At 67.4% G+C, this 21,450-nt stretch carries 21 protein-coding genes; 16 read left to right on the forward strand and 5 right to left on the reverse strand.

Annotated elements, in window-relative coordinates:
• Window positions 1-7: 7 nt before the first annotated feature.
• A complete protein-coding gene (locus G3I17_RS04720) occupies window positions 8-1,780 on the forward strand; it encodes a RiPP maturation radical SAM C-methyltransferase (RefSeq protein WP_164594445.1) in 1,773 nt (590 codons plus the stop codon).
• A 107-nt stretch (window positions 1,781-1,887) separates the two neighbouring features.
• On the forward strand, window positions 1,888-3,516 hold the full coding sequence (gene pruA / locus G3I17_RS04725) for an L-glutamate gamma-semialdehyde dehydrogenase (RefSeq protein ID WP_164594447.1): 1,629 nt from the start codon (window positions 1,888-1,890) through the stop codon (window positions 3,514-3,516).
• Here pruA and G3I17_RS04730 read toward each other — a convergent pair whose 3' ends face one another.
• Window positions 3,517-4,176, reverse strand: a complete 660-nt coding sequence (locus G3I17_RS04730) for a TetR/AcrR family transcriptional regulator (RefSeq protein WP_164594449.1) — start codon at window positions 4,174-4,176, stop codon at window positions 3,517-3,519.
• Window positions 4,177-4,314: 138 nt separating this feature from the next.
• Here G3I17_RS04730 and G3I17_RS04735 point away from each other — a divergent pair, with 138 nt between their 5' ends.
• Complete coding sequence (locus G3I17_RS04735) at window positions 4,315-5,178, forward strand: alpha/beta fold hydrolase (RefSeq protein ID WP_164594450.1); 864 nt, start codon at window positions 4,315-4,317, stop codon at window positions 5,176-5,178.
• A gap of 55 nt (window positions 5,179-5,233) precedes the next feature.
• Here the strand turns inward: G3I17_RS04735 and G3I17_RS04740 are convergent, their stop codons facing one another.
• The 3 genes from G3I17_RS04740 to G3I17_RS04750 all read right to left on the reverse strand — a co-directional run bounded on the left by G3I17_RS04740 (window position 5,234) and on the right by G3I17_RS04750 (window position 7,043).
• Window positions 5,234-5,443 carry a hypothetical protein gene (locus G3I17_RS04740; RefSeq protein WP_164594452.1) on the reverse strand — a complete coding sequence of 70 codons (210 nt, stop codon included), beginning with the start codon at window positions 5,441-5,443 and terminating at the stop codon, window positions 5,234-5,236.
• Between the two features lie 103 nt (window positions 5,444-5,546).
• On the reverse strand, window positions 5,547-6,044 hold the full coding sequence (locus G3I17_RS04745; protein ID WP_164594454.1) for a DUF2505 domain-containing protein: 498 nt from the start codon (window positions 6,042-6,044) through the stop codon (window positions 5,547-5,549).
• A gap of 156 nt (window positions 6,045-6,200) precedes the next feature.
• Window positions 6,201-7,043 carry an SDR family oxidoreductase gene (locus tag G3I17_RS04750; RefSeq protein WP_164594456.1) on the reverse strand — a complete coding sequence of 281 codons (843 nt, stop codon included), beginning with the start codon at window positions 7,041-7,043 and terminating at the stop codon, window positions 6,201-6,203.
• Between the two features lie 71 nt (window positions 7,044-7,114).
• On the opposite strand from G3I17_RS04750, the gene G3I17_RS04755 reads away from it, so the two are divergent.
• A complete protein-coding gene (locus tag G3I17_RS04755) occupies window positions 7,115-7,723 on the forward strand; it encodes a TetR/AcrR family transcriptional regulator (RefSeq protein WP_164594459.1) in 609 nt (202 codons plus the stop codon).
• Between the two features lie 144 nt (window positions 7,724-7,867).
• Here the strand turns inward: G3I17_RS04755 and G3I17_RS39670 are convergent, their stop codons facing one another.
• Window positions 7,868-8,074 (reverse strand): molybdopterin cofactor-binding domain-containing protein, encoded by a 207-nt coding sequence (locus G3I17_RS39670; protein ID WP_343238203.1) that lies wholly within the window; start codon window positions 8,072-8,074, stop codon window positions 7,868-7,870.
• Between the two features lie 35 nt (window positions 8,075-8,109).
• On the opposite strand from G3I17_RS39670, the gene G3I17_RS04765 reads away from it, so the two are divergent.
• The 12 genes from G3I17_RS04765 (at window position 8,110) to G3I17_RS04820 (ending at window position 21,112) form a co-directional block, all read left to right on the forward strand.
• Entirely contained in the window at window positions 8,110-9,774 is a 1,665-nt protein-coding gene (locus tag G3I17_RS04765; protein ID WP_239062206.1) for an AMP-binding protein, read from the forward strand.
• Window positions 9,774-9,980, forward strand: a complete 207-nt coding sequence (locus G3I17_RS04770; RefSeq protein WP_164595103.1) for a ferredoxin — start codon at window positions 9,774-9,776, stop codon at window positions 9,978-9,980. The genes G3I17_RS04765 and G3I17_RS04770 overlap by 1 nt, the downstream gene beginning before the upstream one ends.
• A complete protein-coding gene (locus tag G3I17_RS04775) occupies window positions 9,977-11,074 on the forward strand; it encodes an NAD(P)-dependent alcohol dehydrogenase (RefSeq protein ID WP_164594461.1) in 1,098 nt (365 codons plus the stop codon). Before G3I17_RS04770 ends, G3I17_RS04775 begins: the two co-directional genes overlap by 4 nt.
• Window positions 11,071-12,264, forward strand: coding sequence for an FAD-dependent oxidoreductase (locus G3I17_RS04780; protein WP_164594463.1), 1,194 nt, complete (start codon window positions 11,071-11,073; stop codon window positions 12,262-12,264). Before G3I17_RS04775 ends, G3I17_RS04780 begins: the two co-directional genes overlap by 4 nt.
• Window positions 12,264-13,499, forward strand: a complete 1,236-nt coding sequence (locus tag G3I17_RS04785; protein WP_164594465.1) for a cytochrome P450 — start codon at window positions 12,264-12,266, stop codon at window positions 13,497-13,499. The genes G3I17_RS04780 and G3I17_RS04785 overlap by 1 nt, the downstream gene beginning before the upstream one ends.
• Window positions 13,496-14,938, forward strand: coding sequence for an aldehyde dehydrogenase family protein (locus G3I17_RS04790; protein WP_343238204.1), 1,443 nt, complete (start codon window positions 13,496-13,498; stop codon window positions 14,936-14,938). The genes G3I17_RS04785 and G3I17_RS04790 overlap by 4 nt, the downstream gene beginning before the upstream one ends.
• A gap of 11 nt (window positions 14,939-14,949) precedes the next feature.
• Window positions 14,950-15,855, forward strand: coding sequence for an SDR family oxidoreductase (locus G3I17_RS04795; RefSeq protein WP_164594470.1), 906 nt, complete (start codon window positions 14,950-14,952; stop codon window positions 15,853-15,855).
• Between the two features lies 1 nt (window position 15,856).
• Window positions 15,857-16,705: a MaoC/PaaZ C-terminal domain-containing protein gene (locus G3I17_RS04800; RefSeq protein ID WP_164594472.1), complete on the forward strand. Its 849-nt coding sequence runs from the start codon at window positions 15,857-15,859 to the stop codon at window positions 16,703-16,705.
• A gap of 7 nt (window positions 16,706-16,712) precedes the next feature.
• Window positions 16,713-17,123, forward strand: coding sequence for an OB-fold domain-containing protein (locus G3I17_RS04805; protein ID WP_164594474.1), 411 nt, complete (start codon window positions 16,713-16,715; stop codon window positions 17,121-17,123).
• On the forward strand, window positions 17,120-18,277 hold the full coding sequence (locus G3I17_RS04810; RefSeq protein ID WP_164594476.1) for a thiolase: 1,158 nt from the start codon (window positions 17,120-17,122) through the stop codon (window positions 18,275-18,277). The genes G3I17_RS04805 and G3I17_RS04810 overlap by 4 nt, the downstream gene beginning before the upstream one ends.
• Window positions 18,278-18,321: 44 nt before the next feature.
• Window positions 18,322-18,948 carry a TetR/AcrR family transcriptional regulator gene (locus G3I17_RS04815; protein ID WP_164594478.1) on the forward strand — a complete coding sequence of 209 codons (627 nt, stop codon included), beginning with the start codon at window positions 18,322-18,324 and terminating at the stop codon, window positions 18,946-18,948.
• A 127-nt stretch (window positions 18,949-19,075) separates the two neighbouring features.
• Window positions 19,076-21,112, forward strand: coding sequence for a glycoside hydrolase domain-containing protein (locus G3I17_RS04820; RefSeq protein ID WP_203589760.1), 2,037 nt, complete (start codon window positions 19,076-19,078; stop codon window positions 21,110-21,112).
• The last annotated feature ends 338 nt before the right edge of the window (window positions 21,113-21,450 follow it).

Raw genomic sequence — 21,450 nt, forward strand, 5'->3', positions numbered from 1 at the left:
CCGTCGGATGCGGACGGTCCTGGTGTCCATGCCGTTCATGGACGTCGATCGGCCATCGATCCAGCTCGGGCTGCTGAAGGCCGTCGCCGAGCAGCAGGGCCACGACGTCCGAACGCTGCACGCCAACCTCGACTTCGCCGCGCAACTCGGGGTCGAGCTGTATCGCAAGCTGTCCGAGCATCGCGGCCGGCTGATCGGGGACTGGTTGTTCTCGATCGAGGCCTTCGGCAACGATGCGCCCGATGCCGCGGGGGCGCTGCTGACGGAGTACGACTTCGGCTACCTGGCCGACGACGCCGAGCGACTGCTGCGCCGGATTCGCGACCACGAGGTGCCGCTGTTTCTCGACAACCTGCTGGAAACCCTGTCCTGGAAGGATATTCAGGTCGTCGGGTTCAGCTGTACCTTCCAGCAGAGCGTGGCGTCGTTCGCGCTCGCCCGGCGGTTGAAGGAGCGGTACCCGGAGATCGTCACGGTCTTCGGCGGCGCGAATTTCGACGGTGAGATGGGCCACGAACTCGCCAGATCGATCGATTGCATCGACTACGCGGTCAGCGGTGAGGGCGACACGGCCTTCCCGGCACTGTTGCACAAGCTTGCTGAAGGCGAGGACCTGGAGAACGTCAGCAGCCAGCCTGTGATGACCAGGATGGCAGACCTCCCCGCGCCGGACTACGACGAGTACTTCGAGCGATCGGAGCGCCTCGGTATCCGCGCGGAGGACTTGTGGATCCCTTTCGAGTCGGCCCGCGGTTGCTGGTGGGGCGCGAAACACCACTGCACTTTCTGCGGCCTCAACGGTACGACGATGCAGTTCCGGTCGAAGCCGGCCGAACGGGTCATCGCCGAGCTCGCCGGCCAGGCCAGGCGGTACCAGACCTCCCGCTTCGAGGCCGTCGACAACATCATCGACATGGCGTACCTGAAGGACCTCTTCCCGGCCCTCATCGACGCCGGCGCCGGCTACGAGTTGTTCTACGAGGTCAAGGCCAACCTCAGCCGGGCTCAACTCGAGCTCCTGGCCAAGGGCGGTGTCCGGGTGCTCCAGCCAGGCCTGGAATCCCTGAGCAGCAAAGTCCTGCGCCTGATGGACAAGGGCGTTCGCGCCGCGCAGAACGTGAACCTGCTGCGCTGGGCGCAGTACTACGGAATCCAGGTCGAGTGGAACATCCTCTGGGGATTTCCCGGCGAGACCGGCCAGGACTACGCAGACCAGGCGGCCGTCGTACCGCAGCTGATTCATCTCCGGCCGCCGTCGAGCGCGGCGCGAATCTGGATGGAACGCTTCAGCCCGCTCTTCTCGGGCCCCGGCCGTCGCTCCCCGGAGAGCAGCTACCGGCACGTCTATCCGGCCGACGTAGATCTCGGCAAGGTCGCGTACTTCTTCGAGTACGAGCTTCCGGACGCCTTACCCGACAGCGCGTACGACGAACTGCGGAAGTCCGTGAGCGAGTGGAAGACCGCCTGGACCGCCGACCGCCTCCCGACCCTGCGGTACTGGTCGTCACCCGGCCGGCTGCAGATCTACGACAACCGCCGGCCAGGCCACGAAGGCACGTACACCTTCGAGAACACGCTCGCCGACATCTATCTCGCCTGCAGCGACCGCCCGACCACCGCGAACGCCGTCCGGCGCAAGCTGGATCTCCCGGTCGAAGCCGTCAACGAGGCCTTCACCGGCTTCGCGGACCGCGGCCTGATGTTCCTGGACGAGGACCTCGCCGTCGCACTGGCCCTCCCGGACCCGGGCTCCGACCATTCGACCCCTTGGCGGAAGTAGTAGACCTGTCAGGTTCGTGGTTCTGGTTTGGACATGGCACCATGAAGGCGCCAGTTGAAAGGCGCCAGCTGAGATCCAGTCGAGCCGACCGAGGAGCACCGCACACCATGGATGCCGTCACCGCTGTACCCACTCCGATCAACGAGACAGTCCGTGGGTATGCGCCCGGTTCGCCCGAGCGGGGGAGCCTGGAGGCGAAGCTCAAGGAGTTCAACGCGGCCGGTGCGATCGACCTGACCTGCACGATCGGCGGCGAGCAGAAGCTCGGCGGCGGTGCGCGGATCGAGGTCGTCCAGCCGCACAAGCACGCGCACGTACTCGGCACCCTCGGTAACGCCACCGAGGCCGACGGCAAGGCTGCCGTCGACGCCGCCCTCGCGGCGGCCCCGGGCTGGCGCGCGCTGTCCTTCGACGACCGCGCGGCCGTCTTCCTCAAGGCTGCCGACCTGCTGGCCGGCCCGTGGCGGGACACGCTGAACGCGGCCACCATGCTCGGCCAGTCCAAGACGGTCCAGCAGGCCGAGATCGACGCCGCCTGCGAGTTCATCGACTTCCTCCGCTTCAACGTCGCCTTCGCGCGCAACATCATCAGCGACCAGCCGATCTCCTCGCCGGGGATCTGGAACCGGGTCGACTACCGCCCGCTCGAGGGCTTCGTCTACGCGATCACCCCGTTCAACTTCACCGCGATCGCCGGCAACCTGCCGACCGCGCCGGCGTTGATGGGCAACACCGTCGTCTGGAAGGCGTCGCCGACGCAGCAGTTCGCGGCCCACTGGACGATGCGGCTGCTCGAGGCCGCGGGTCTGCCGCCCGGCGTCATCAACCTCGTCACCGGTGACGGCATGGACGTCAGCAAGGCCGCGCTGACCCACCCCGATCTGGCCGGGATCCACTTCACCGGATCGACCAGGACCTTCCAGAGCCTCTGGGGCACGGTCGGCACGAACATCGCCGGCTACAAGACCTACCCGCGCCTGGTCGGCGAGACCGGCGGCAAGGACTTCATCCTGGCCCACCCGTCGGCCGACCCCGCAGTACTGAAGACCGCGATGGTCCGCGGTTCCTTCGAATACCAGGGCCAGAAGTGCTCCGCCGCCAGCCGCTCGTACGTCCCGCGCAGCGTGTGGAACAAGATCCGCGACGACATCGCCGCCGAGACCGACTCGCTCACGATGGGCGACGTCAGCGACCTGTCGAACTTCATCGGCGCCGTGATCGACGACCGCGCGTTCGCCAAGCACAAGGCCGCGCTCGACCGGGCCCAGCAGTCCGACGGTATCGAGGTCCTTGCCGGCGGCACCTATGACGACTCCGAGGGCTACTTCGTCCGGCCGACGCTGCTCGTGTCCGACGACCCGACCGACGAGATCTTCACCACCGAGTACTTCGGCCCGATCCTCGGCGTGCACGTCTACGAGGACGGCGACTACGCCAAGGTGATGCAGCAGATGGAGAGCGCGGCACCATACGGGCTGACCGGCGCGATCATCGCCCAGGACCGTACCGCGGTCGCCGAGGCGGCGGAGTACCTGCGCTTCGCCGCGGGCAACTTCTACGTGAACGACAAGCCGACCGGCGCGGTCGTCGGCCAGCAGCCGTTCGGTGGCGCCCGCGCGAGCGGCACGAACGACAAGGCCGGCTCGATGTGGAACCTGATCCGCTGGGCCAGCCCCCGGTCGATGAAGGAGACCTTCGCCCCGCCGACCGACTACCGCTACCCGCACCAGGGCTGATCAGACCGTCAATCCCCGTCTGACAGTGATGTAGAACGACGTCATGTCCTCGATCAGGGCTTCCACCTGGTCGGGGGCGTGGACGTCGGCGTCGAGCAGCCAGTCGGCGATCAGGTCGAACAAGCCGCCGATCAGTCCGATGGCGACCGCGTGGCGCAAGCGACGGTCCGGTTCGTCGGCCGGTTCCGGCTCGTCGTCCGGGTCGGGTGGGGTGTCGTACCGGTCCCAGATCTGTTCCATGAAGCCGGCCGCCCAGCGGCGATTGGTACGCCGTTGCCGCTCGACGGTCTTGGAGATGCCGCCGGCCTGACCGAAGGTGACGTTGGCGACCCGCGGATCGTCCAGCAGGGCGTGCGCGAAGGCCGCGATGATGCCCGGGACCGCCTGGCGTTCGTTGCCCTCGGCCCGTGCCGCGACGGCCAGCATGTCGGCCATCAGGCGCTCCGAGGTGCGCTGCAGCAGCCCGACGTAGCAGTCCTCGCGGTTCTCGAAGACCTCATAGAAGCTCTTCGTGCCGACGTAGGCCGTACTGCAGATCTGCTCGATCGAGGTGCCCAAGTACCCCTGCACGGCGATCAGGTCGAGCGCGGCGTCCAGGATCTGCTCCCGGCGCTCCGCCTTGCGCTGGTCAGCTGTCAGACCTCTGATCACTCGCCCCATGGCGTGACGTTACCCCCGGTTGGTAGTTGGTAACCAGTCGGCGCGTTATGAACACGAGCTCTTGTTCCTAACTCCGAGACGTGCTCCACTGTCGGTCATCCCGTCGTCACCGAACGACACTGCCCCTCGGGAGCCGTCATGAGAAATGTTCTCCGGCGTACCGCAGCAAGCCTGGTGGCCGCTGCGCTGCTCGCCACAACCCTCACTGCCTCGGCGCAGGCCGCAGCGCCCCGCTCCGGGTTCGACAACTGGTCCTGCAAGCCCTCGGCCGCGCACCCGAACCCCCTCGTGCTGCTGCACGGTCTGGGTGGCAACGGGCCGGGCAACTACTCGTTCCTCGGCCCGTACCTCGCGGCGAAGGGCTACTGCGCCTTCACCCTCACCTACGGCCAGGCGACGCCGCTCATCCCGGTCGGCGGCACGGTCTCGATCGTCCAGTCGTCGGCGCAGATCGAGGCGTTCGTCGACCGCGTCCGGTCGACCACCGGCGCCTCCAAGGTCGACATCGTCGGGCACTCCGAGGGCGCCTTCCAGAGCCTGTATGGCCCGAAGGTGCGCGGATACGCCGGCAAGGTCGGCAAGGTGGTCGCGCTCGCGCCGCCGACGCACGGTACGACGTTCGGCGGGCTGGTGAGCGTCGGCGACTATCTCGGGCTGCGGCTGCTCGTCGACCAGGTACTACGGGAGTTCGGCTGCCCGGCCTGCGACGAGATCATCGTCGGTGGCTCGGAGGTGGCGAAACTGACGGCCGGCCCGATCGCGCAGGCCGGTGTGAAGTACACGGTGATCGCTTCTCGCTTCGATGCGCTGGTGACGCCGCATGAGACGTCCTTCGTCCGCGAGCCCGGGGTGAAGAACGAGTTCGTTCAGGACACCTGCCCGCTCGACCCGGTCGGGCATATCGGGCTGGCCTTCGACCCGACGGTCGCGCAGCTGGTCGCGAACGCCCTCGACCCCGCGCACACGTCGCGCGTGATCTGCGGCTTCGGTCCGCCGCTCTAGACCTGGGGGTGGCGCGGATGTCGGCAGCAGGGGAGCCGGCATCCGCGCCATTTTTTCAAGCTGAAGTCCGACGAGGGTGCGCGTATTGGTCAGGCTGGGCCGGCGGGCCGATCAGGAGGGCTGACCCGCAGGCCACGCAGATCCACTCGTCTGCCAGGTCGTCGGTGGGATGGTCACCGGTTTGGACCAGTTCGAATGGCACGACGTCGTCGCACAGTACGCAGTACCGGGTGTCGTCGATCGGGCTGCGGCGTCGGGTACGCATCAGAAACCCACCTCCGATAGTCCTTTTCAGGTTGCCATCGGAGGTGGGTTCACCAGGTCAGCGACACGGTCTGCCGCAGAGGTAGTTGCCGTTCGGCGCAACGTCAGTTGGTGCCGTTGTGCCAGTCGCGGCCGAGGTCGTGCTCCTTCTGCAGCCCCTTGCGGATCGCGTCGACGACGAACGGCTCGATCTTCCGGCCGATCAGCGGCACCGAGACCTTCACGTCGAGCTCGATCGCCTGCACCGTCTCGCCACCGGTCGAGGTGATCGTGGCGGTGCCCTTGAGCGTCACCGGCGTACCGGTGATCTCACCCTTCACGTCGGCGTTCCGCGAGCCGTCTGCGTTCGCCGGGTGCCAGGTCTCGGTCTGCACGACGGTCAGCGTCCCACCGACGAACTTGCGCGCGATATCCGGCACATCGTCGGCCGGCATCTCCCGCTGCACCCGCACGACGGTGTCAGCACCGGACTCGCTCACCTTGACGTCGTACGACAACGCCTTGGTCTTCTCGCAGGCCTGCTCGCGGAAGGTGGCATCGGTGACGATCGCGAAGACTTCCTCCGGGGTGGCGTCATAAGACGCCGACATCTTCAGCTCCATGCCGCACATCATGGCATCCACCCGTACTACGCCACCCGCACCCGCCGCCGCGGTCGCCGTGACTAACTCAAGATATTGCGGATCAAATGTAAAAGTCACTGCCCTGCTCCCGAATGCGGTACGAATGAACGAGAACCACCGCCGCGAGCGGACGCGTCAGCTGGGCCAGGTCAGCCGGCCCGAGCGCAGCGCCGCGATGACACCTCCGTCGACGAGCAGGTCGGTCCCGGTGATGAAGCTGGACTCCGACCCGAGCAGGAAGGCCGCGGCCGATGCGATGTCGTCGGGCGTGCCGAGGCGGGCCGTCGCGGAGGCCTCGATCATCGCGCGCATCAGGTCGCCGCTTTCCGACCGCAGCTCCTGCTGCCCCATCGGGGTCGAGATGACGCCGGGGCTGATCGAGTTGATGCGGGCGCCGCGGTCGCCCCAGGTCGCGCTGGCGGCTTGGACCCGGAGGTGGTTGGCGCGCTTGGCGATCCCGTAGGCGATACCGGGGTGGCCGACCTGGTCCGCGTTGAGGAAGGGGAGTTCGAGCAGTTCGTGAGCGGGCGTGTTGGCAAGAGCGGCCTCCTGCTCCGAGGTGAGCGGCGCCAACTGTTGGTGGCCGGCCATGCTCGAGATGACCACCCCCGCGCCATCCGCCGCGACCACGCGGCCGAACTCTTCGAGGATCAAGGCGACACCGAGCAGGTCGACTGCGAGGATCGCCGGGGTCGGCGCCTGTGCGGGAGACAGGCCCGCAGTGTGCGCGACCTGGGTGACGCTGCCCAGCGCGGCGGCCGCCTCGGCGAGTTCCCTCACGGACTCGCCGGAGGCGACATCGACGCGGTGAGTGGTGATCTCGTGACCATCGCCGGTCAGCGCGTCGGCGGCCGCTTTGAGCGTCGTCTCGTCGAAATCGGCGAGCAGCACAGCCTTGCCCGCGCCCTGACGTCGGGCGATCGCACGACCCATGCCGCCGACGCCGATGACCACCAGAACATTCTTGTTTCTGTTCATGACTGATCCTCACTTACGAGAATTTCTGTCTCGTAAGTCGATAGTACGTCATCACGAACTAAGCTCGCCATGTGGGCGGAGAGCGAACCGGACGGCCGCGCAGCGAGAGCGCGCACGCGGCCATCCTGCAGGCGGCTCGGGAACTGATCGTCGAGATCGGCTACGCGAAGCTGTCGATGGAGCGCGTCGCCACGCGGGCCGGCGTGGGCAAGCAGACCGTCTACCGCAGGTGGACCTCGAAGGCGGCGATGGTGGCCGACGTCGTCTTGGACAGGTTCGGTCCGGTCGACCCCGCGCTCCCGCCGTACACCGATGACGTCGAGCGCGACCTGCGAAACTGGCTGCACCAGCAGGTCAGGTTTCTCAGCTCCCAGGAGAATGTCGCGCTGGCCCGCGCCCTGCTCGCCGCCGCGGCGGACCGCCTCGAGGACGCCGATGCTCTCTACCAGCAGATCAACAGACCGCACCGCGAGGAATTGGTGGAACGGCTGCGCGCCGCCGTCGAGAAGGGGCAACTCCGCGAGAACGCAGACCTCGACGCCGTGGCCGATGTCATAACCGGTGCCATCTCGTTTCCACTGCTGACCGGCTCGGCCGCAGCGCCGTCCATCGAGAGAGCGGATGGCCTCCTCGACGTGATCATGTTCGGGGTGCGAGCCGAGGACGGCGACCAGTCGTAGTGGTCACCCCGCGTTGAAGACACGGAAGACGTCACGAGAAGGTCGGGCGCCGTACGTCGGGCAACACCGCAGTACCAAAGGTTTGACGAAGTGCACTTCGATCTCGGGGGTGTCGCGTTGACCGGCAACAGGTAGCTGGCGAAGTCACCGTTGGCGAACCGGCCGTTGGGCTCGACGTCCAGCCGCCTCGTGCAAGCCTGCGGACACGCCCCAGATCATGCCGCCGGAAAGCTGACTGCGCGCGAGTTGCTCGTTGACGATCCGGCCCGCATCGAACACGCCGAGCATCCGCGATACCCGCGCCTCCCGCGTCAGCCGGTGCGCCCAGACCTCGACGAACTGGGCGCCCAAGGAACTGAACGAGCGCTTGGTCAGTCCTCACCGGGTTGTTTGACAGAGGCGCGACGGCGTTCTATCGTCGATATTCAGACGGATATCGTCTGAAAAGTTTGATTGGTCTTCTCCCAGCGTCGAGAGAGAGTCGGATGGACGCGATCGGTCGTTCCGCAGCACCTGCCGACCTGGCAAGTGTCGGCGTCCATGTCCTCGCAGCGGCCGAGCCTGACCGTCGGGCGATCATCACGCCGACCGGTGAGGTCGTGACGTATGGGCAGCTCGCCGCTCAGGCCAACCGTGTCGCGCGGGCGTTGCAGTCGCTTGGCTTGACCGCCGGTGACGTTGTCGCCGCCGCAGTACACAACGGGCGTGAGTTCGTCGAGCTCGTCATCGCGACGGCTCAGGTCGGGATGTACCTGGTGCCCATCAACACCCGGCTCACGCCGCCCGAGAAGAACTACATCGTCAACGACAGCGGGGCCAAGGTCCTCGTCGCCGACGCGGAGTACGTGACCGGCATCGATGCCGGTGTCCTCGTCGCGCGTTTCATCGTCGATGGCGCAGCCACGGGATGGCGGCCCTATGCCGAGCTCGGCTCTGGCGAGTCCGCAGACCTGCCGGAGCGGCGGACCGTGGGTACGATCATGGGCTATACCTCGGGAACCACCGGGCGCCCCAAGGGTGTCAAGCGGACCCTGCCCCCGATCGACCCGGAGGAGGGGATACGGCGATCGGTCGTACCCGCGATCGCCGCCTACGGCATGGCGCCCGGAGAAGGCGTGCACCTCGTCTGCTCGCCGCTGTACCACGCGGCCCCAGCGGGCCACGCGCTGACGTTTCTCCACGCCGGGCACATGCTCCTCATCCACCGGCGGTTCGACGCGGAACAGACGCTGCGCGCGATCGAACAGCACGGCGTGACCAGCAGCCACATGGTGCCGACCCACTTTCATCGACTGCTTCAACTGCCGCCCGAAACCCGTGCCCGCCATGACGTTTCGAGTCTGCGATTGCTGGTGCACGCCGGGGCGCCGTGCCCGGTCGAGATCAAGCGGCAGATGATCGACTGGGTCGGACCGATCGTGTGGGAGTACCTCGGGGCGACCGAGGGCCTGGTGTCCCGGGTCAGTCCCGACGAGTGGTTGGCCAAGCCCGGCACCGTAGGCCGTCCCGCCACGGGCGTGACGGTCAGGATCCTCGACGATGAGGGCCGCGAGCAGCCCGCGGGCGAGGTTGGCACGATCTACTTCGGACAGACAGGTCAGGCGCCCGCGTTCGAGTACCACAACGATCCGGACAAGACCGCCGCCAACCGTGTCGATGGCCTCGTGACCATCGGCGACATCGGCTATCTCGACGGCGACGGCTATCTGTTCTTGTTGGACCGGCGGACTGATCTGATCGTGTCCGGCGGCGTGAACATCTATCCGGCCGAGATCGAGCAGACGCTGATCCTTCATCCGGCTGTCCAGGACGTCGCGGTCATCGGGGTGCCCGACCCGGAATGGGGCCAGAGCGTGCTCGCCGTCGTCCAGCCTGTCGAAGGAGCGGCGCCAGGTCCGGACCTCGCCGCTGAACTGCGGGCCTTCAGCGACCACCGGCTCGCCTCGTTCAAACAGCCACGCCGCATCGAGTTCGTGTCCGAGTTCCCGCGGACGGAATCCGGGAAGTTGCAGCGCCGCGTTCTGCGCGACGCCTATCAGGGAGGTAGATGATGCGCGTAATTATCGAACGCGACCGCTGTGTCGCATCTGGACAGTGTGTGATGTTGGCCCCGACGGTCTTCGACCAGGACGATGACGGCATCGTGGTCTTGCTCGAGGCCCATCCTGACGAGGGGGAGAAGGCCGGGGTCGAGCAGTCGATCCGGGTCTGCCCGTCGTTGGCGATCTCGTCGGCCGAAGAGGTCGCGCGCGGATGAGAACACAGGCAGCAGTGCTGCGAACGGCGCATGGGCCGTTCACCACGGAGACCGTGGATCTCACCGGCCCTGGCCCGGGCGAAGTACTCGTCAGGGTGGCCGGCGTCGGCATGTGCCACACCGATCTGCTTGCGCGGCATGGCGCGCCAGTGACCCGCCCGATGGTTTTCGGGCACGAGGGCGCCGGTGTCGTGGAAGCTGTTGGTGCGGGCGTACGGACGGTGGTCCCGGGGGACCATGTCGTGCTGAGTTTCGATTCCTGTGGCTGGTGTCGCCGGTGTCTCACCGGTGATCCCGCGTACTGCGTCGAGTTCAACTCACGCAATCTGTCCGGGGTCCGCGCCGACGGATCGACCCCGATGCTCGATGTGTCCGGTGATCTGGTGTCGGCTCGCTGGTTCGGGCAGTCCTCGTTCGCCACTCACGCGATCGCGACCGAACGGAATGTTGTCGTCGTTGACCGGTCGTTGCCGTTGACGATGCTCGGTCCGTTGGGCTGCGGCATTCAGACCGGAGCCGGTTCGGTGCTGCTCGCGCTGAAGGTCCGGCCAGGATCGAGTATCGCGGTGTTCGGAACCGGCGCTGTCGGGCTGGCCGCCGTGATGGCGGCCCGCGTCGCGGGGGCAAGCGAGATCATCGCGGTCGACCTGCACGCTGGACGCCGGCAGTTGGCGCTCGAACTCGGGGCGACGCGGGCGATCGACGGTGCCGACCCGGACATCGCGGCCCAGATCGTCGGGTGGACCGGCGGGGCCGAGTTCGCCTTCGACACGACCGGGGTTTCCTCGGTCATCGCCACTGCGCTCGGGTCGATCCGCGAGCGCGGCGTGTGCGGCCTGGTCGGTGTGGGTGGAGACATCCTGCTGCCTGGCGGGGCACTGGGTGGCGGACGCGTGCTCACGTACCTGATGGAGGGTGACGCGGTCCCACAGCAGTTCATTCCGCAGCTCATCGGGTTGTGGCAGCGAGGCAGGTTCCCGTTCGACGAACTCATCCGCACCTACCCGCTCGATGCGATCAACGACGCCGAGCGGGACATGGCCAGCGGCGAGACGGTCAAGCCCGTCCTGATCCCGGACGGAGCGCAAGGATGAATCAGATCGTCGTGGTCGGCGGCGGCGCGGCCGGCCTGGCCGCGGTGGAGACACTTCGCCGAGAGGGTTTCGACGGCTCCCTGGACCTGGTGAGCGAGGAGACGACGGTGCCGTACGACCGGCCACCGCTGTCGAAACAGGTGCTTTCCGGAGCCTGGGAAGCCGAACGCGCGTGGCTTCGCCCACCTGGCCACTACACCGAGTTGGGCGTCCAGTTACGGACCGGCTGTCGTGCCACCGGTCTGGACATCGCGGGCAAGGTCCTGGAACTGGACCACGAGCATCGGCTGCCGTTCAACGGTCTGATCCTGGCGACAGGAGTGCGGCCGCGCCGATTGCCGTGGGGCAACGAGCTGGCCGGCGTACACGTCCTGCGCAGCGACCTGGACGCCGCTGCCCTACGCGCCGCCCTGGGAAAGCAGCCGCGTGTGGTCGTCATCGGGGCTGGATTCCTCGGGATGGAAGTCGCGTCCGTCGCCAGGACCATGGACCTCGACGTGACGGTGGTGGATCCGCTGTCCCAGCCCATGCTGCGTCAGTTCGGTCCGGTGATCGGCGAGAGGGTCGCCGAGCTGCACCGTGATCACGGGGTGAAGGTGCGGCTCGGCGTGCCGGTCACTGGTGTGCGGGGCAGTGGTGGTGAGGTGACCGGGGTAGAGCTGGGTGACGGTTCGGTCCACCCCGCGGAGCTCGTCCTTGTCGCGATCGGCGCGTACCCGGACATCGACTGGCTTCGGCCGGCCGGTTTGCCGCTCGGCAACGGCATCGAGTGCGATGAGTACTGCCGAGCCGCGCCGGGCGTCTATGCCGCAGGCGATGTCGCGTCCTGGCCAAGCCGGCGCTATCAGGAGCGGCTCCGCCTCGAGCACCGGATGAACGCCACTGAGCAGGGCACGGTCGCGGCGCGCAATCTCCTGCTCGGGGACACCCAAGTGTTCGATCCGCTTCCGTACTTCTGGACCGACCAGTACGAGGTGAAGATCCAGGCACATGGGCGCTTTCCGGGCGACGCCGAGATTGTGCCCGCTGAGGGCGCACTGACCGACTCCCGGTTCGTCGTGCTCTTCCGGCGAGCCGGGCGCACTGTCGGCGTCTTGGGCTGGAACCACCCGAAGGCGGCCCGCCACCACCGCCAGCAATTGCTTGACACACAGCAACCTATCGAGACACCAGCACCAGGAGGTGCATGATGACCGACGCGACCATCGCGAGTTCGGAGTCCACCCTCAACGAGCCCTTCCCCTGGGAACGGCCGCAGATCGACCCACCTGACGTGTACGCGTGGTTGCGCGAGGAGCGTCCGGTCGTGCGAGTGGTCATGACGGGCGGCACGCCTGCGTGGCTTGTCACCCGCTATGACGACGTACGCGCGGTGCTGTCGGACCCTCGGGTCAGTGCGGATAGTCGCAACCCGGGCTTCCCAGGGCGCTCAGCGGCAGGCGCGGGGGGTGACGATCTGCAATCCTTCCTGCGAATGGATCCGCCCGACCACACGCTCTACCGCAGGCTGCTCACCAAGAACTTCATGGTCAAGCGCGTCGAGGCGCTGCGGCCCCGCATTCAGGAGCTGGTCGACCGGACGATCGACGCGATGCTCGCCGGGCCGAAGCCCGCGGACTTCGTCCAGGCGGTCGCATTGCCGGTGCCATCGACTGTGCTGAGCTGGATCCTCGGTGTCCGAGAGGAGGACCGCGGGTTCTTCAACAAGACCACCGAGGAGCTGTTCAACACCGGCGAGGGGACTCCGGAAGAACAGGCAGCGAAGTCGGTTGCCGCGGCGAACTCACTTGTCGAGTACGTCAGTGGTCTCGCTGCGGAGCGCCGTAAAGCCGACGACCCTGGCGACGACATCCTCGGGCAACTGGTCCGCGCCGCCGCCGAGGGCACGATCAGCGAGCGCGACGTGATCAACACGGGCTTCGTGCTCACCGTCGCCGGTCACGACACGACCGCGAGCATGACCGCGCTGGGCACACTGACCCTGCTCCAGCACCCGGAGCAGCTCGCCGAGCTGCGGGAGAAGCCGGAGCTCATCCCCGCGGCGATCGAAGAGCTGCTGCGTTACCTCACCATCGTCCACCTGATCATCCTTCGGGTCGCGACCGAGGACATCGAGATCGGTGGCACCGTCATCCCGGCGGGCGAGGGCATCATCCCGCTGAACCTGTCGGCGAACCGGGACGACGCGCATTTCCCCGACGCGGCCAAGTTCGACATCCACCGCAATGCCCGCGACCACTTCGCGTTCGGATACGGCATGCACCAATGCATCGGCCAGCCGCTCGCGCGGGTGGAGCTGCACGTCATCTTCGACACTCTGTTGCGGAGGATTCCGACGCTCCAGCTCGCCGAGCCGGTGGAGCAGCTGCAGTTCAAGTCCCAGTCGCCGATCAACGGCGTGTTCCGGCTGCCGGTGACGTGGTGAAGAGTCAAGCGGTACTCGGGCGCAGCGCGACGATCAACGGCGAGCTTAGCCCGGCGACGGCGTTCTTCGACGTCGTCAACCCAGCGACCGGTAAGGTCTTCGCACAGGCTCCGGCCTGCGAGCGGGAACACGTCGACCAGGCAATGACGGCCGCGCGGGACGCCTTCCGGACCTGGCAGGCCGACGACGACACCCGTCGCGTGGCCCTGCGGGCGATGGCCGACACTCTCGACGCGGCGGTTGGCGAACTCGCTCCGGTCCTTACCGCCGAGCAGGGCAAGCCGCTCACAGAGGCTCACTGGGAGATCGGTGGGGCCGCGCAATGGCTGCGCTACTACGCGGACCTCGATCTGCCGCGGGAGGTCGTGCAGGACGACGACAGCGAGTTCGTCGAGGTCATCCGCCGCCCGTTGGGGGTGGTCGCGGCCATCACGCCGTGGAACTACCCGATCATGCTGGCCATGTGGAAGATCGCCCCGGCACTGCGGGCCGGCAACACGATGGTGCTCAAGCCGTCGCCCTTCACGCCACTGAGCACGCTTGCGCTCGGTGAGATCTGGCGCGAAGTGTTGCCGCCCGGCGTGCTCAACGTCATTGCCGGGCCCGACCCGCTCGGCGCCTGGATGACCACCCACCCGATACCACGCAAGATCAGCTTCACCGGATCGACGGCGACCGGCAAACGCGTTGCGGCAGCGGCGGCCGATGACCTCAAACGTGTCACGCTCGAACTCGGCGGCAACGACCCGGCGATCGTCCTGCCGGACGCGGACCCCGCGCAGATCGCCGAGAAGCTGTTCTGGGGTGCGTTCGCCAACAACGGCCAAATCTGTATGGCGGTGAAGAGGGTGTATGTGTCCGAGAACCAGCGGGACGAACTGGTCGAGGCGCTGGCCGTTCTGGCGCGTGACGTCGTCGTCGGAGATCCGCTGAGCCCGGACACCAGGCTGGGACCGGTCAACAACCGGCCGCAGTTCGACCGGGTGTCTGATCTCGTGGCCGATGCGCTCGCGCACGGCGCGGTGGCGGCGGCCGGTGGTGAGGCATTGGACAGGCCGGGCTACTTCTACGCCCCGACGATCCTGTCGGGAGCCCAGGACGGGTCGCGGATCGTCGACGAGGAGCAGTTCGGCCCGGTCCTGCCGGTCGTGGGCTATCGGGACCTCGACGAAGTCATCGAGCGCGTCAACCGAGGCAACTACGGCCTCACGGCGTCAGTGTGGTCGGCGGATGTGGAGCGGGCTGCCGCGGTATCGGCCCGGCTCGACTGCGGACAGGTGACGGTCAACTCCCACGGCTCGGCAGCCCGGCCCCACCTCCCGTTCAGCGGGCACAAATGGAGCGGGGTCGGCGTCGAGAACGGCCCGTGGGGACTCTACGGGTTCACCGATCTGCAAGTCATCGCTCGGCCGGCTACGGCGAGCTCGAGTTCCGAATGAGGAGTACTGGTATGACGAAAATCTGCGCCGGCCGGGTGGCGATCGTCACCGGCGCCGGCCGAGGCATCGGCCGTGAGCACGCCCTCGAGCTTGCCCGGCAGGGCGCGAGCGTCGTGGTCAACGATCTGGGTGGGGCGACCGACGGTACGGGTGCGGACGCGAGCGCCGCGGAAGCGGTCGTCCGCGAGATCACCCGGGCCGGCGGCACCGCGGTCGCGAACTCCGGCGACGTGTCCGATTGGGACGGTGCGCGGGCGCTCGTCGACCAGGCCATCAGTGCTTTCGGCAGGCTGGATGTTCTGGTCAACAACGCGGGAATCCTCCGTGACCGCACCCTTGTCTCGATGACGGAGCAGGAGTGGGACGCGGTGATCAAAGTGCATCTGCGGGGCACTTTCGCCCCGTCACACTTCGCGGCTGCTTATTGGCGCGCACAGGCCAAGGAGACCGGCGCCCCGCTTGGCGCCAGGTTGATCAACACCAGTTCGGGGTCCGGCATCTACGGCAATATCGGGCAGTCCAACTACGGGGCAGCCAAGGCGGGGATCGCCTCGTTCACGATCATCACGGCGATGGAGCTCGCGCGCTACGGCGTGACGGTCAATGCGATCGCGCCGGCGGCGCTCACCCGGCTCACCGAGGCGCTGATGTCCGGCCACGCCGACATTCTCGGTCCGGAGCACATCTCGCCGCTGGTCGCTTGGCTCGCCAGTCCGCAGAGCGGCGACGTCACCGGGCGGGTCTTCGACGTGCGAGGCAGCGAGATCGGCGTCGCCGAGATGTGGCGGCTGGGACCGACGATCCGCAAAGACGGTCGCTGGGAACCGAGTGAACTCGGCGCGGTGATACCAGACCTCGTCGGCAAAGCGGCGCCGAACGTCGACATCAGTGGGCTGGCCCCACGGGAAGCGCGCTGAGATGAGCCTCAACCTCCAGATCGCCGGTCACGAATGGGAGTCGGGCGAGCGTTCGTGGACCTCGACCGACACATTGCTGTACGCGTTGGGCGTCGGCGCCGGTGCCGAGGACCCCCTGACCGAACTGCCGTTCACCACGGAGAACTCACACGGTGTCGAGCAGCAAGTCCTACCCACGTTCGGCGTCTTGCTCGCGGGCCCGTCGAGCGCACCCGACTTCGGTGACTTCGACCGGGCGAAGATCCTGCACGCCGGGCAGACAGTCACTCTGCGTGGAGCGATCCCTGTGGCCGGCACCGCGCGGACCGTGTCACGTGTAGTCGGGTTCTACGACAAGGACCCGCACGCGCTGATCGTCATGGAGCACACAGCGCTCGACGCGGACAGCGGACGACTGCTCGCCGAGTCCCGCACGACGATCTTCGTGCGAGGCGAGGGCGGGTTCGGCGGCGAGCGCGGTGAGACCCAGCCCTGGGTTGTGCCTGACCGCGCGCCCGACCATACCCAGATCTACCCGACGCGCGTGGACCAGGCACTGCTCTACCGACTGTCGGGCGACCGCAACCCACTGCACTCAGATCCGTGGCTGGCCGGGCGAGCCGGGTACAACCGGCCGATCCTCCACGGCTTGGCCACGTATGGGTTCGCCGGGCGGGCACTACTGCACGCCGTATGCGACGGCGATCCGGTCGCGTTCGGCTCGATGTCGGCCCGGTTCGCCGCTCCGGTCATCCCAGGCCAGGAGCTGGCGGTCCACATCTGGGACGAAGGCGGCACCTGCCTGTTCCAGACGCGGGTCGGGGACACGGTCGTCCTCGACCGTGGCGTGTTCTCACGGAAGGCAGCGTGATCAGGACATGACCGATCCAATTGTCCCGAAGCCCACACCGGAGACAGCTCCCTATTGGGACGCGGCCCGCGAGGGAGTGCTGCGGATCCAGCGGTGCGACAGCTGCGGCCGCCACTACTTCTACCCGCGGTCGTTCTGCCGCTATTGCACGTCGGTCAACGTGGAATGGACCGATGTGTCGGGGCGAGCTCGCCTCGTCTCCTACATCATCAATCACCGGCCGTTGCCGCAGTTCGCGTCCGTCTCGCCAGTCATCGCGCTGGTCGAGCTCGATGAGGGCCCGCGGATGATGACCAACATCGTCGGGATCGAACCCAACCCCGAGAATCTGCCCCTCGACATGCGGTTGAAGGTCGCGTTCGAGCAACGCGGAGAGATGACGCTGCCGGTCTTCCGCCCTGAGGAGGCGTCCGAATGACGATCATGCACGGCGGCAACATCGCCATCGCCGGTGCCGCCGAGACCGACGAGATCGGCACGCTCCCGCACATGTCGACGCTGGAGCTGCACGCCGAGGCGGCGCGCAGCGCCTTACGGGACGCCGGCCTCACGACCGCCGACGTCGACGGCATCGCGACCGCGGGCCCGCTGGCCATGGAGGTGTCCCACCACCTCGGCATTACCCCGCGTTGGCTCGACGGCACGATGATCGGCGGCGGCAGCTTCCTGCTGCACGTGCGGCATGCCGCCGCCGCGATAGCGTCAGGGGCCGCAGACGTCGTACTCGTCACACATGGCGAGTCCGGCCGTTCCGGAATCGGCAGCCCGGCCAGCCAGTCCAGCGCGGACTCACCCAACGGACAGTTCGAGTGGCCGTACGGCGCCGTGACGCCCTACTCCACATTCACCCTCCCGGCGTTGCGGTTCCTGCACGACCGCGGAATGGGCGTGGAAGACCTCGCACGGGTCGTCGTCGCGCAGCGGCAATGGGCGAGCAAGAACCCCCGGGCGCTGCGCCGCACGATGATGACCGTCGACGAGGTCCTGCAGGCACCGATGGTGGCGTACCCATTCACCCGGGACATGTGCTGCGTGGTCACCGATGGCGGCGGAGCGTTGGTGCTGACCAGCGCTGAGCGGGCCGCCGATCTGCCGTCGGCCGAGCGAGCGGTCTACGTCCTCGGATCGGGTGAGTCGGCGGAGTCGACGTTAGTGTCACAGATGGACGAGGTCAGCTCCTTCCAGTCGTTCCGCCGGTCCAGCGCGGAGGCCTTCGCCACCGCGGGGATCGGCCACGCCGACATCGACCACCTGATGTGCTACGACGCGTTCGCCCACCTCCCGCTGTACATGCTGGAGGACGTGGGGTTCGTCGGGCATGGCGAGTCCGGCGCGTTCATCGCGGAAGGACATACCGGACCGGGTGGCAAGCTGCCGACCAACACCAACGGCGGCGGCCTGTCCTACACCCACACCGGGATGTACGGCATGTTCGCCATCCTGGAAGCCGTCCGGCAACTCCGCGGCGAGGCCCCCGCCCAGGTCCCAGGGGTCAGCACCAGCTTCGTGCAGGGGGTAGGCCTGTTCTTCGCCGCGTCCACCAGTCTGATCCTGGCGAACGCCAGGCCATGACGGCCCGGCGAAACAGCAGGTCCGCCCGTGGCAAACTGTCGTGCGTGTCGCAGACGGGAGCAACGAGAGGCCGACCTCCTGACCCGGACATCGAGCTCCGGGTACTGGAGGCGACACTCGAACTCTACGGCGAGGTCGGGTGGGCCCGGCTGAACCTGGACATCGTCGCCCGCCGGGCCAAGGTCGGCAAGGCCGCGCTGTACCGGCGGTGGCCGACCAAGGAAGACCTGATGGCCGCCGTCTTCGCCGCACGGGCCCCGAGCCCTCAGTCACTCGACACAGGGGCGCTGCGCGGCGACCTGCTGGCCGTTGCCATCGACATGATCGAGCGGCTCTTCTCGCCCGACGGGCTGGCCTTCATGCGTGCGCATGTCGAGGCGAAGATCTACCCGGAGCTCATCGGTAACTCGGTCGAGAAACTGCGACGCGAGCAGACCGACATCGGTCGGCAGATCGTCCTGCGGGGGATCGACCGGGGCGAGCTGCCGGCGGGAACCTCGCCGGCGCTCATCCTCGACGCTATTTCGGGGACGATTCAGCACCACTTCCTGGCCACTCCGAACGACCGGCTCGCAGAATTCGAGGCGGAGAGCCACCAGTACGCCGAGCGGGTCGTCGACTTCATACTCGCGGCGGCCAAATACCGGCCGGTGGTGGGGCCGGCGAGCTGACGAGTTCTGCGTGGCCTAGGTCGGGAGGGTGAGGTTGCAGGAAGTTGCAGCGGGCAAGGCCTGATCGGGACCTCTTGCGTCGATAGGGTTTCCGGGTTCGGGGTGGGCCACTCGTGAGGAGTTCTTGGTGAGGTTATTCAGACCTGCTGTGCTGTCGACCGTGGTTGCGCTGGTCGGCGGGTTGGTTGTCGGTGCGGCCGCTGAGGGCGCTGACAGCAAGGTTGTTTCGTACCGTGGGTATGAGGTGACCGTGCCGGCGAGCTGGCCGGTTGTCGATCTGGAGAAGGATCCGACCGCCTGCGTCCGGCTCGACCGGGCTGCCGTCTACTTGGGCTCCAGTACCGCGCAGGCTGATTGCCCGGCGCATCTGGTCGGTCGCAGCGAAGGGCTGGTACTTGCGCCGCTGACCGCACCGGCGCGGTCGACCGACGGGCAGCTCGAGGTCGCGGTGGAGGGCGCCGGTGTGCTGGCGACTGCCTACTACGTGCCTGGCGCTGACCAGGTTGCTCGCAAGGTGCTCGGTACCGGCCGGGTGACCAGCAAGGCGAAGGCCGCGGCGGTTCCGGTTCCGCGGAAGGTGCAGGCGACGCCCTCGATCATTGCTACCCGCGATATCGGCGGTCCTGCCTTCGACATCTGTGACGCGCCCAGCCAGGACACGATGGACAAGTGGGGAGCGCCGAACACGCCGTTCCATGCGATCGGTATCTACATCAGCGGTGGGCTCCGCGCTTGCGGGCAGGCCAACCTGAAGCCTGAATGGATCACCGAGCAGGATGCCCACGGCTGGCAGTTCCTCCTGGTCGACGTCGGTCTGCAGGCGCCCTGCAGCGGCTTGAAAGCCAAGATGTCCACGGTCGCCGTCACTGCACTTGCCCAGGGGCGTGCCGCCGCGGCCGCCGCGGTCGTGGCAGCGCAAGAGCTCGGCTTCGCTCAGCGCAGCCCGATCTACAGCGACATCGAGCACTACCCCTCGGACCCGGTTTGCAAGGCTTCGGTCCTGTCGTACCTGAGCGGCTGGACGCAAGAGCTCAACTCCCGCGGCTACCTCGGTGGCGCCTACGTCAGCGCGTCTTCGGGTGGCGCCGACTTGTCCAGCGCCTACACCAGTACGGCGTACACGCGGCCGGACAACCTGTGGTTCGCCCACTGGGGCAACAAGCCTGATCTGACCAGCCGCTTCATCCCGGCCACGTCCTGGGCCAACCACCAGCGGGTGCACCAGACCGCCGGCAACGTCAGCGCGACGTACAACGGCGTGACCCTCAAGATCGACGAGAACGTGATGGATCTGTCGGCTCCGCCGGCCGCCGTCACCGGATTCGCCGCCACCGGTCGCAACGGGTCTGCCTTGCTGCGTTGGACACTGCCTCCCGCCACGACCGTTGGCGGGGTGATTGTCCGACGTAACACCGGTACTGTGCCGCCGGCTCTGCCGACGTCTGGTACTGCGGTCTACGCGGGACCGAGCGCTACTACTGCCTCAGCGACTGGTCTGGTGGGCGGCACCAGCTACACCTTCCGTACGTGGGCGATCAACAACCTCGGCAAGTACAGCCCAGGCGCTGACAAGTTCATGGCGGGTACTACGAGCACGGCGGCCGCTAGCGCGTCCTCGATCATGTACACGGGTGCTGTGACGTTGAGCAGCCAGGTGAAGCGAGTCGATACGGGTGCGGGGCTGGCGGGCGTACCGGTAACCCTGTACTCCAAGGCGATCAACGCGTCGAAGTGGACGGCAGTTGCCACGGTGACGTCGTCGGCCGCCGGTGCGGTGAGCTCGGTGCAGAAGCCGGCAGTCTCCACGTACTACATGTGGATCTACAACGGCACGACAGACGTGCTGGGCTCGGGCAGCGCCACCGTGACGGTCGCCGTGCGCCCGGCGATGTCGGGCTACCTCCCGGCCACGCTCAAGCTCGGCGCCACCGCCCTTCTCTACGGCTACCTGAACCCGCCGCACGCGGGCTCAACGGCCTACCTGCAACGCAAGTCCGGCACTAAGTGGGTCGCGGTGACAACCGGCAAGCTGACGGCCAACGGCAAGTTCGCCTTCAACATCAAGCCGACCGCCCGCGGCTCCTACATCTACCGCGTCGTCTGGTTCGCAGACGCAGACCACCAGGGCACCCAGACCCCCTCAAAGGCCCTCACCGTCAGCTGATCGCCCCTCGCCGTCCCGACCGACAGGACATACTCCGCCAAACTGCGTCTACTGCCACCCTCGTGAGCGTGGCGGGCAGCCTGACTGGCGACTATGTCCTGTCGGTCGGGACGACAATCGAGGCGTTCCAGCGCACCGGCCGGCTCACCCTGCCTGGGTGACCCGGCCGGTCCTTGCCAGCAAGGGCAGCGGTCAGCGAAGGCCGACCGCGCGGTTGATGGTCTGACTGATGCTGTTGCCGTTTCGCGCGACCGGCCAGGTCGGTGGCGATCCCGAAGTCGAGCTGGATCAACGGCAGCGTCTCCAGCGCCCGGTAGTCGGCGTTGTCGGACGTGAAC

This window comes from Streptomyces sp. SID13031, assembly GCF_010548305.1.
GTDB lineage: Bacteria > Actinomycetota > Actinomycetes > Propionibacteriales > Kribbellaceae > Kribbella.

Excerpts from the sequence above, each read along its gene's own strand:
- G3I17_RS04720 (WP_164594445.1), top strand. The coding sequence starts at position 8 with ATGCGGACGGTCCTGGTGTCCATGCCGTTCATGGACGTCGATCGGCCA.
- pruA (WP_164594447.1), top strand. The coding sequence starts at position 1,888 with ATGGATGCCGTCACCGCTGTACCCACTCCGATCAACGAGACAGTCCGT.
- G3I17_RS04730 (WP_164594449.1), bottom strand. The coding sequence starts at position 4,176 with ATGGGGCGAGTGATCAGAGGTCTGACAGCTGACCAGCGCAAGGCGGAG.
- G3I17_RS04735 (WP_164594450.1), top strand. The coding sequence starts at position 4,315 with ATGAGAAATGTTCTCCGGCGTACCGCAGCAAGCCTGGTGGCCGCTGCG.
- G3I17_RS04740 (WP_164594452.1), bottom strand. The coding sequence starts at position 5,443 with ATGCGTACCCGACGCCGCAGCCCGATCGACGACACCCGGTACTGCGTA.
- G3I17_RS04745 (WP_164594454.1), bottom strand. The coding sequence starts at position 6,044 with ATGGAGCTGAAGATGTCGGCGTCTTATGACGCCACCCCGGAGGAAGTC.
- G3I17_RS04750 (WP_164594456.1), bottom strand. The coding sequence starts at position 7,043 with ATGAACAGAAACAAGAATGTTCTGGTGGTCATCGGCGTCGGCGGCATG.
- G3I17_RS04770 (WP_164595103.1), top strand. The coding sequence starts at position 9,774 with ATGCGCGTAATTATCGAACGCGACCGCTGTGTCGCATCTGGACAGTGT.
- G3I17_RS04775 (WP_164594461.1), top strand. The coding sequence starts at position 9,977 with ATGAGAACACAGGCAGCAGTGCTGCGAACGGCGCATGGGCCGTTCACC.
- G3I17_RS04780 (WP_164594463.1), top strand. The coding sequence starts at position 11,071 with ATGAATCAGATCGTCGTGGTCGGCGGCGGCGCGGCCGGCCTGGCCGCG.
- G3I17_RS04785 (WP_164594465.1), top strand. The coding sequence starts at position 12,264 with ATGACCGACGCGACCATCGCGAGTTCGGAGTCCACCCTCAACGAGCCC.
- G3I17_RS04795 (WP_164594470.1), top strand. The coding sequence starts at position 14,950 with ATGACGAAAATCTGCGCCGGCCGGGTGGCGATCGTCACCGGCGCCGGC.
- G3I17_RS04800 (WP_164594472.1), top strand. The coding sequence starts at position 15,857 with ATGAGCCTCAACCTCCAGATCGCCGGTCACGAATGGGAGTCGGGCGAG.
- G3I17_RS04805 (WP_164594474.1), top strand. The coding sequence starts at position 16,713 with ATGACCGATCCAATTGTCCCGAAGCCCACACCGGAGACAGCTCCCTAT.
- G3I17_RS04810 (WP_164594476.1), top strand. The coding sequence starts at position 17,120 with ATGACGATCATGCACGGCGGCAACATCGCCATCGCCGGTGCCGCCGAG.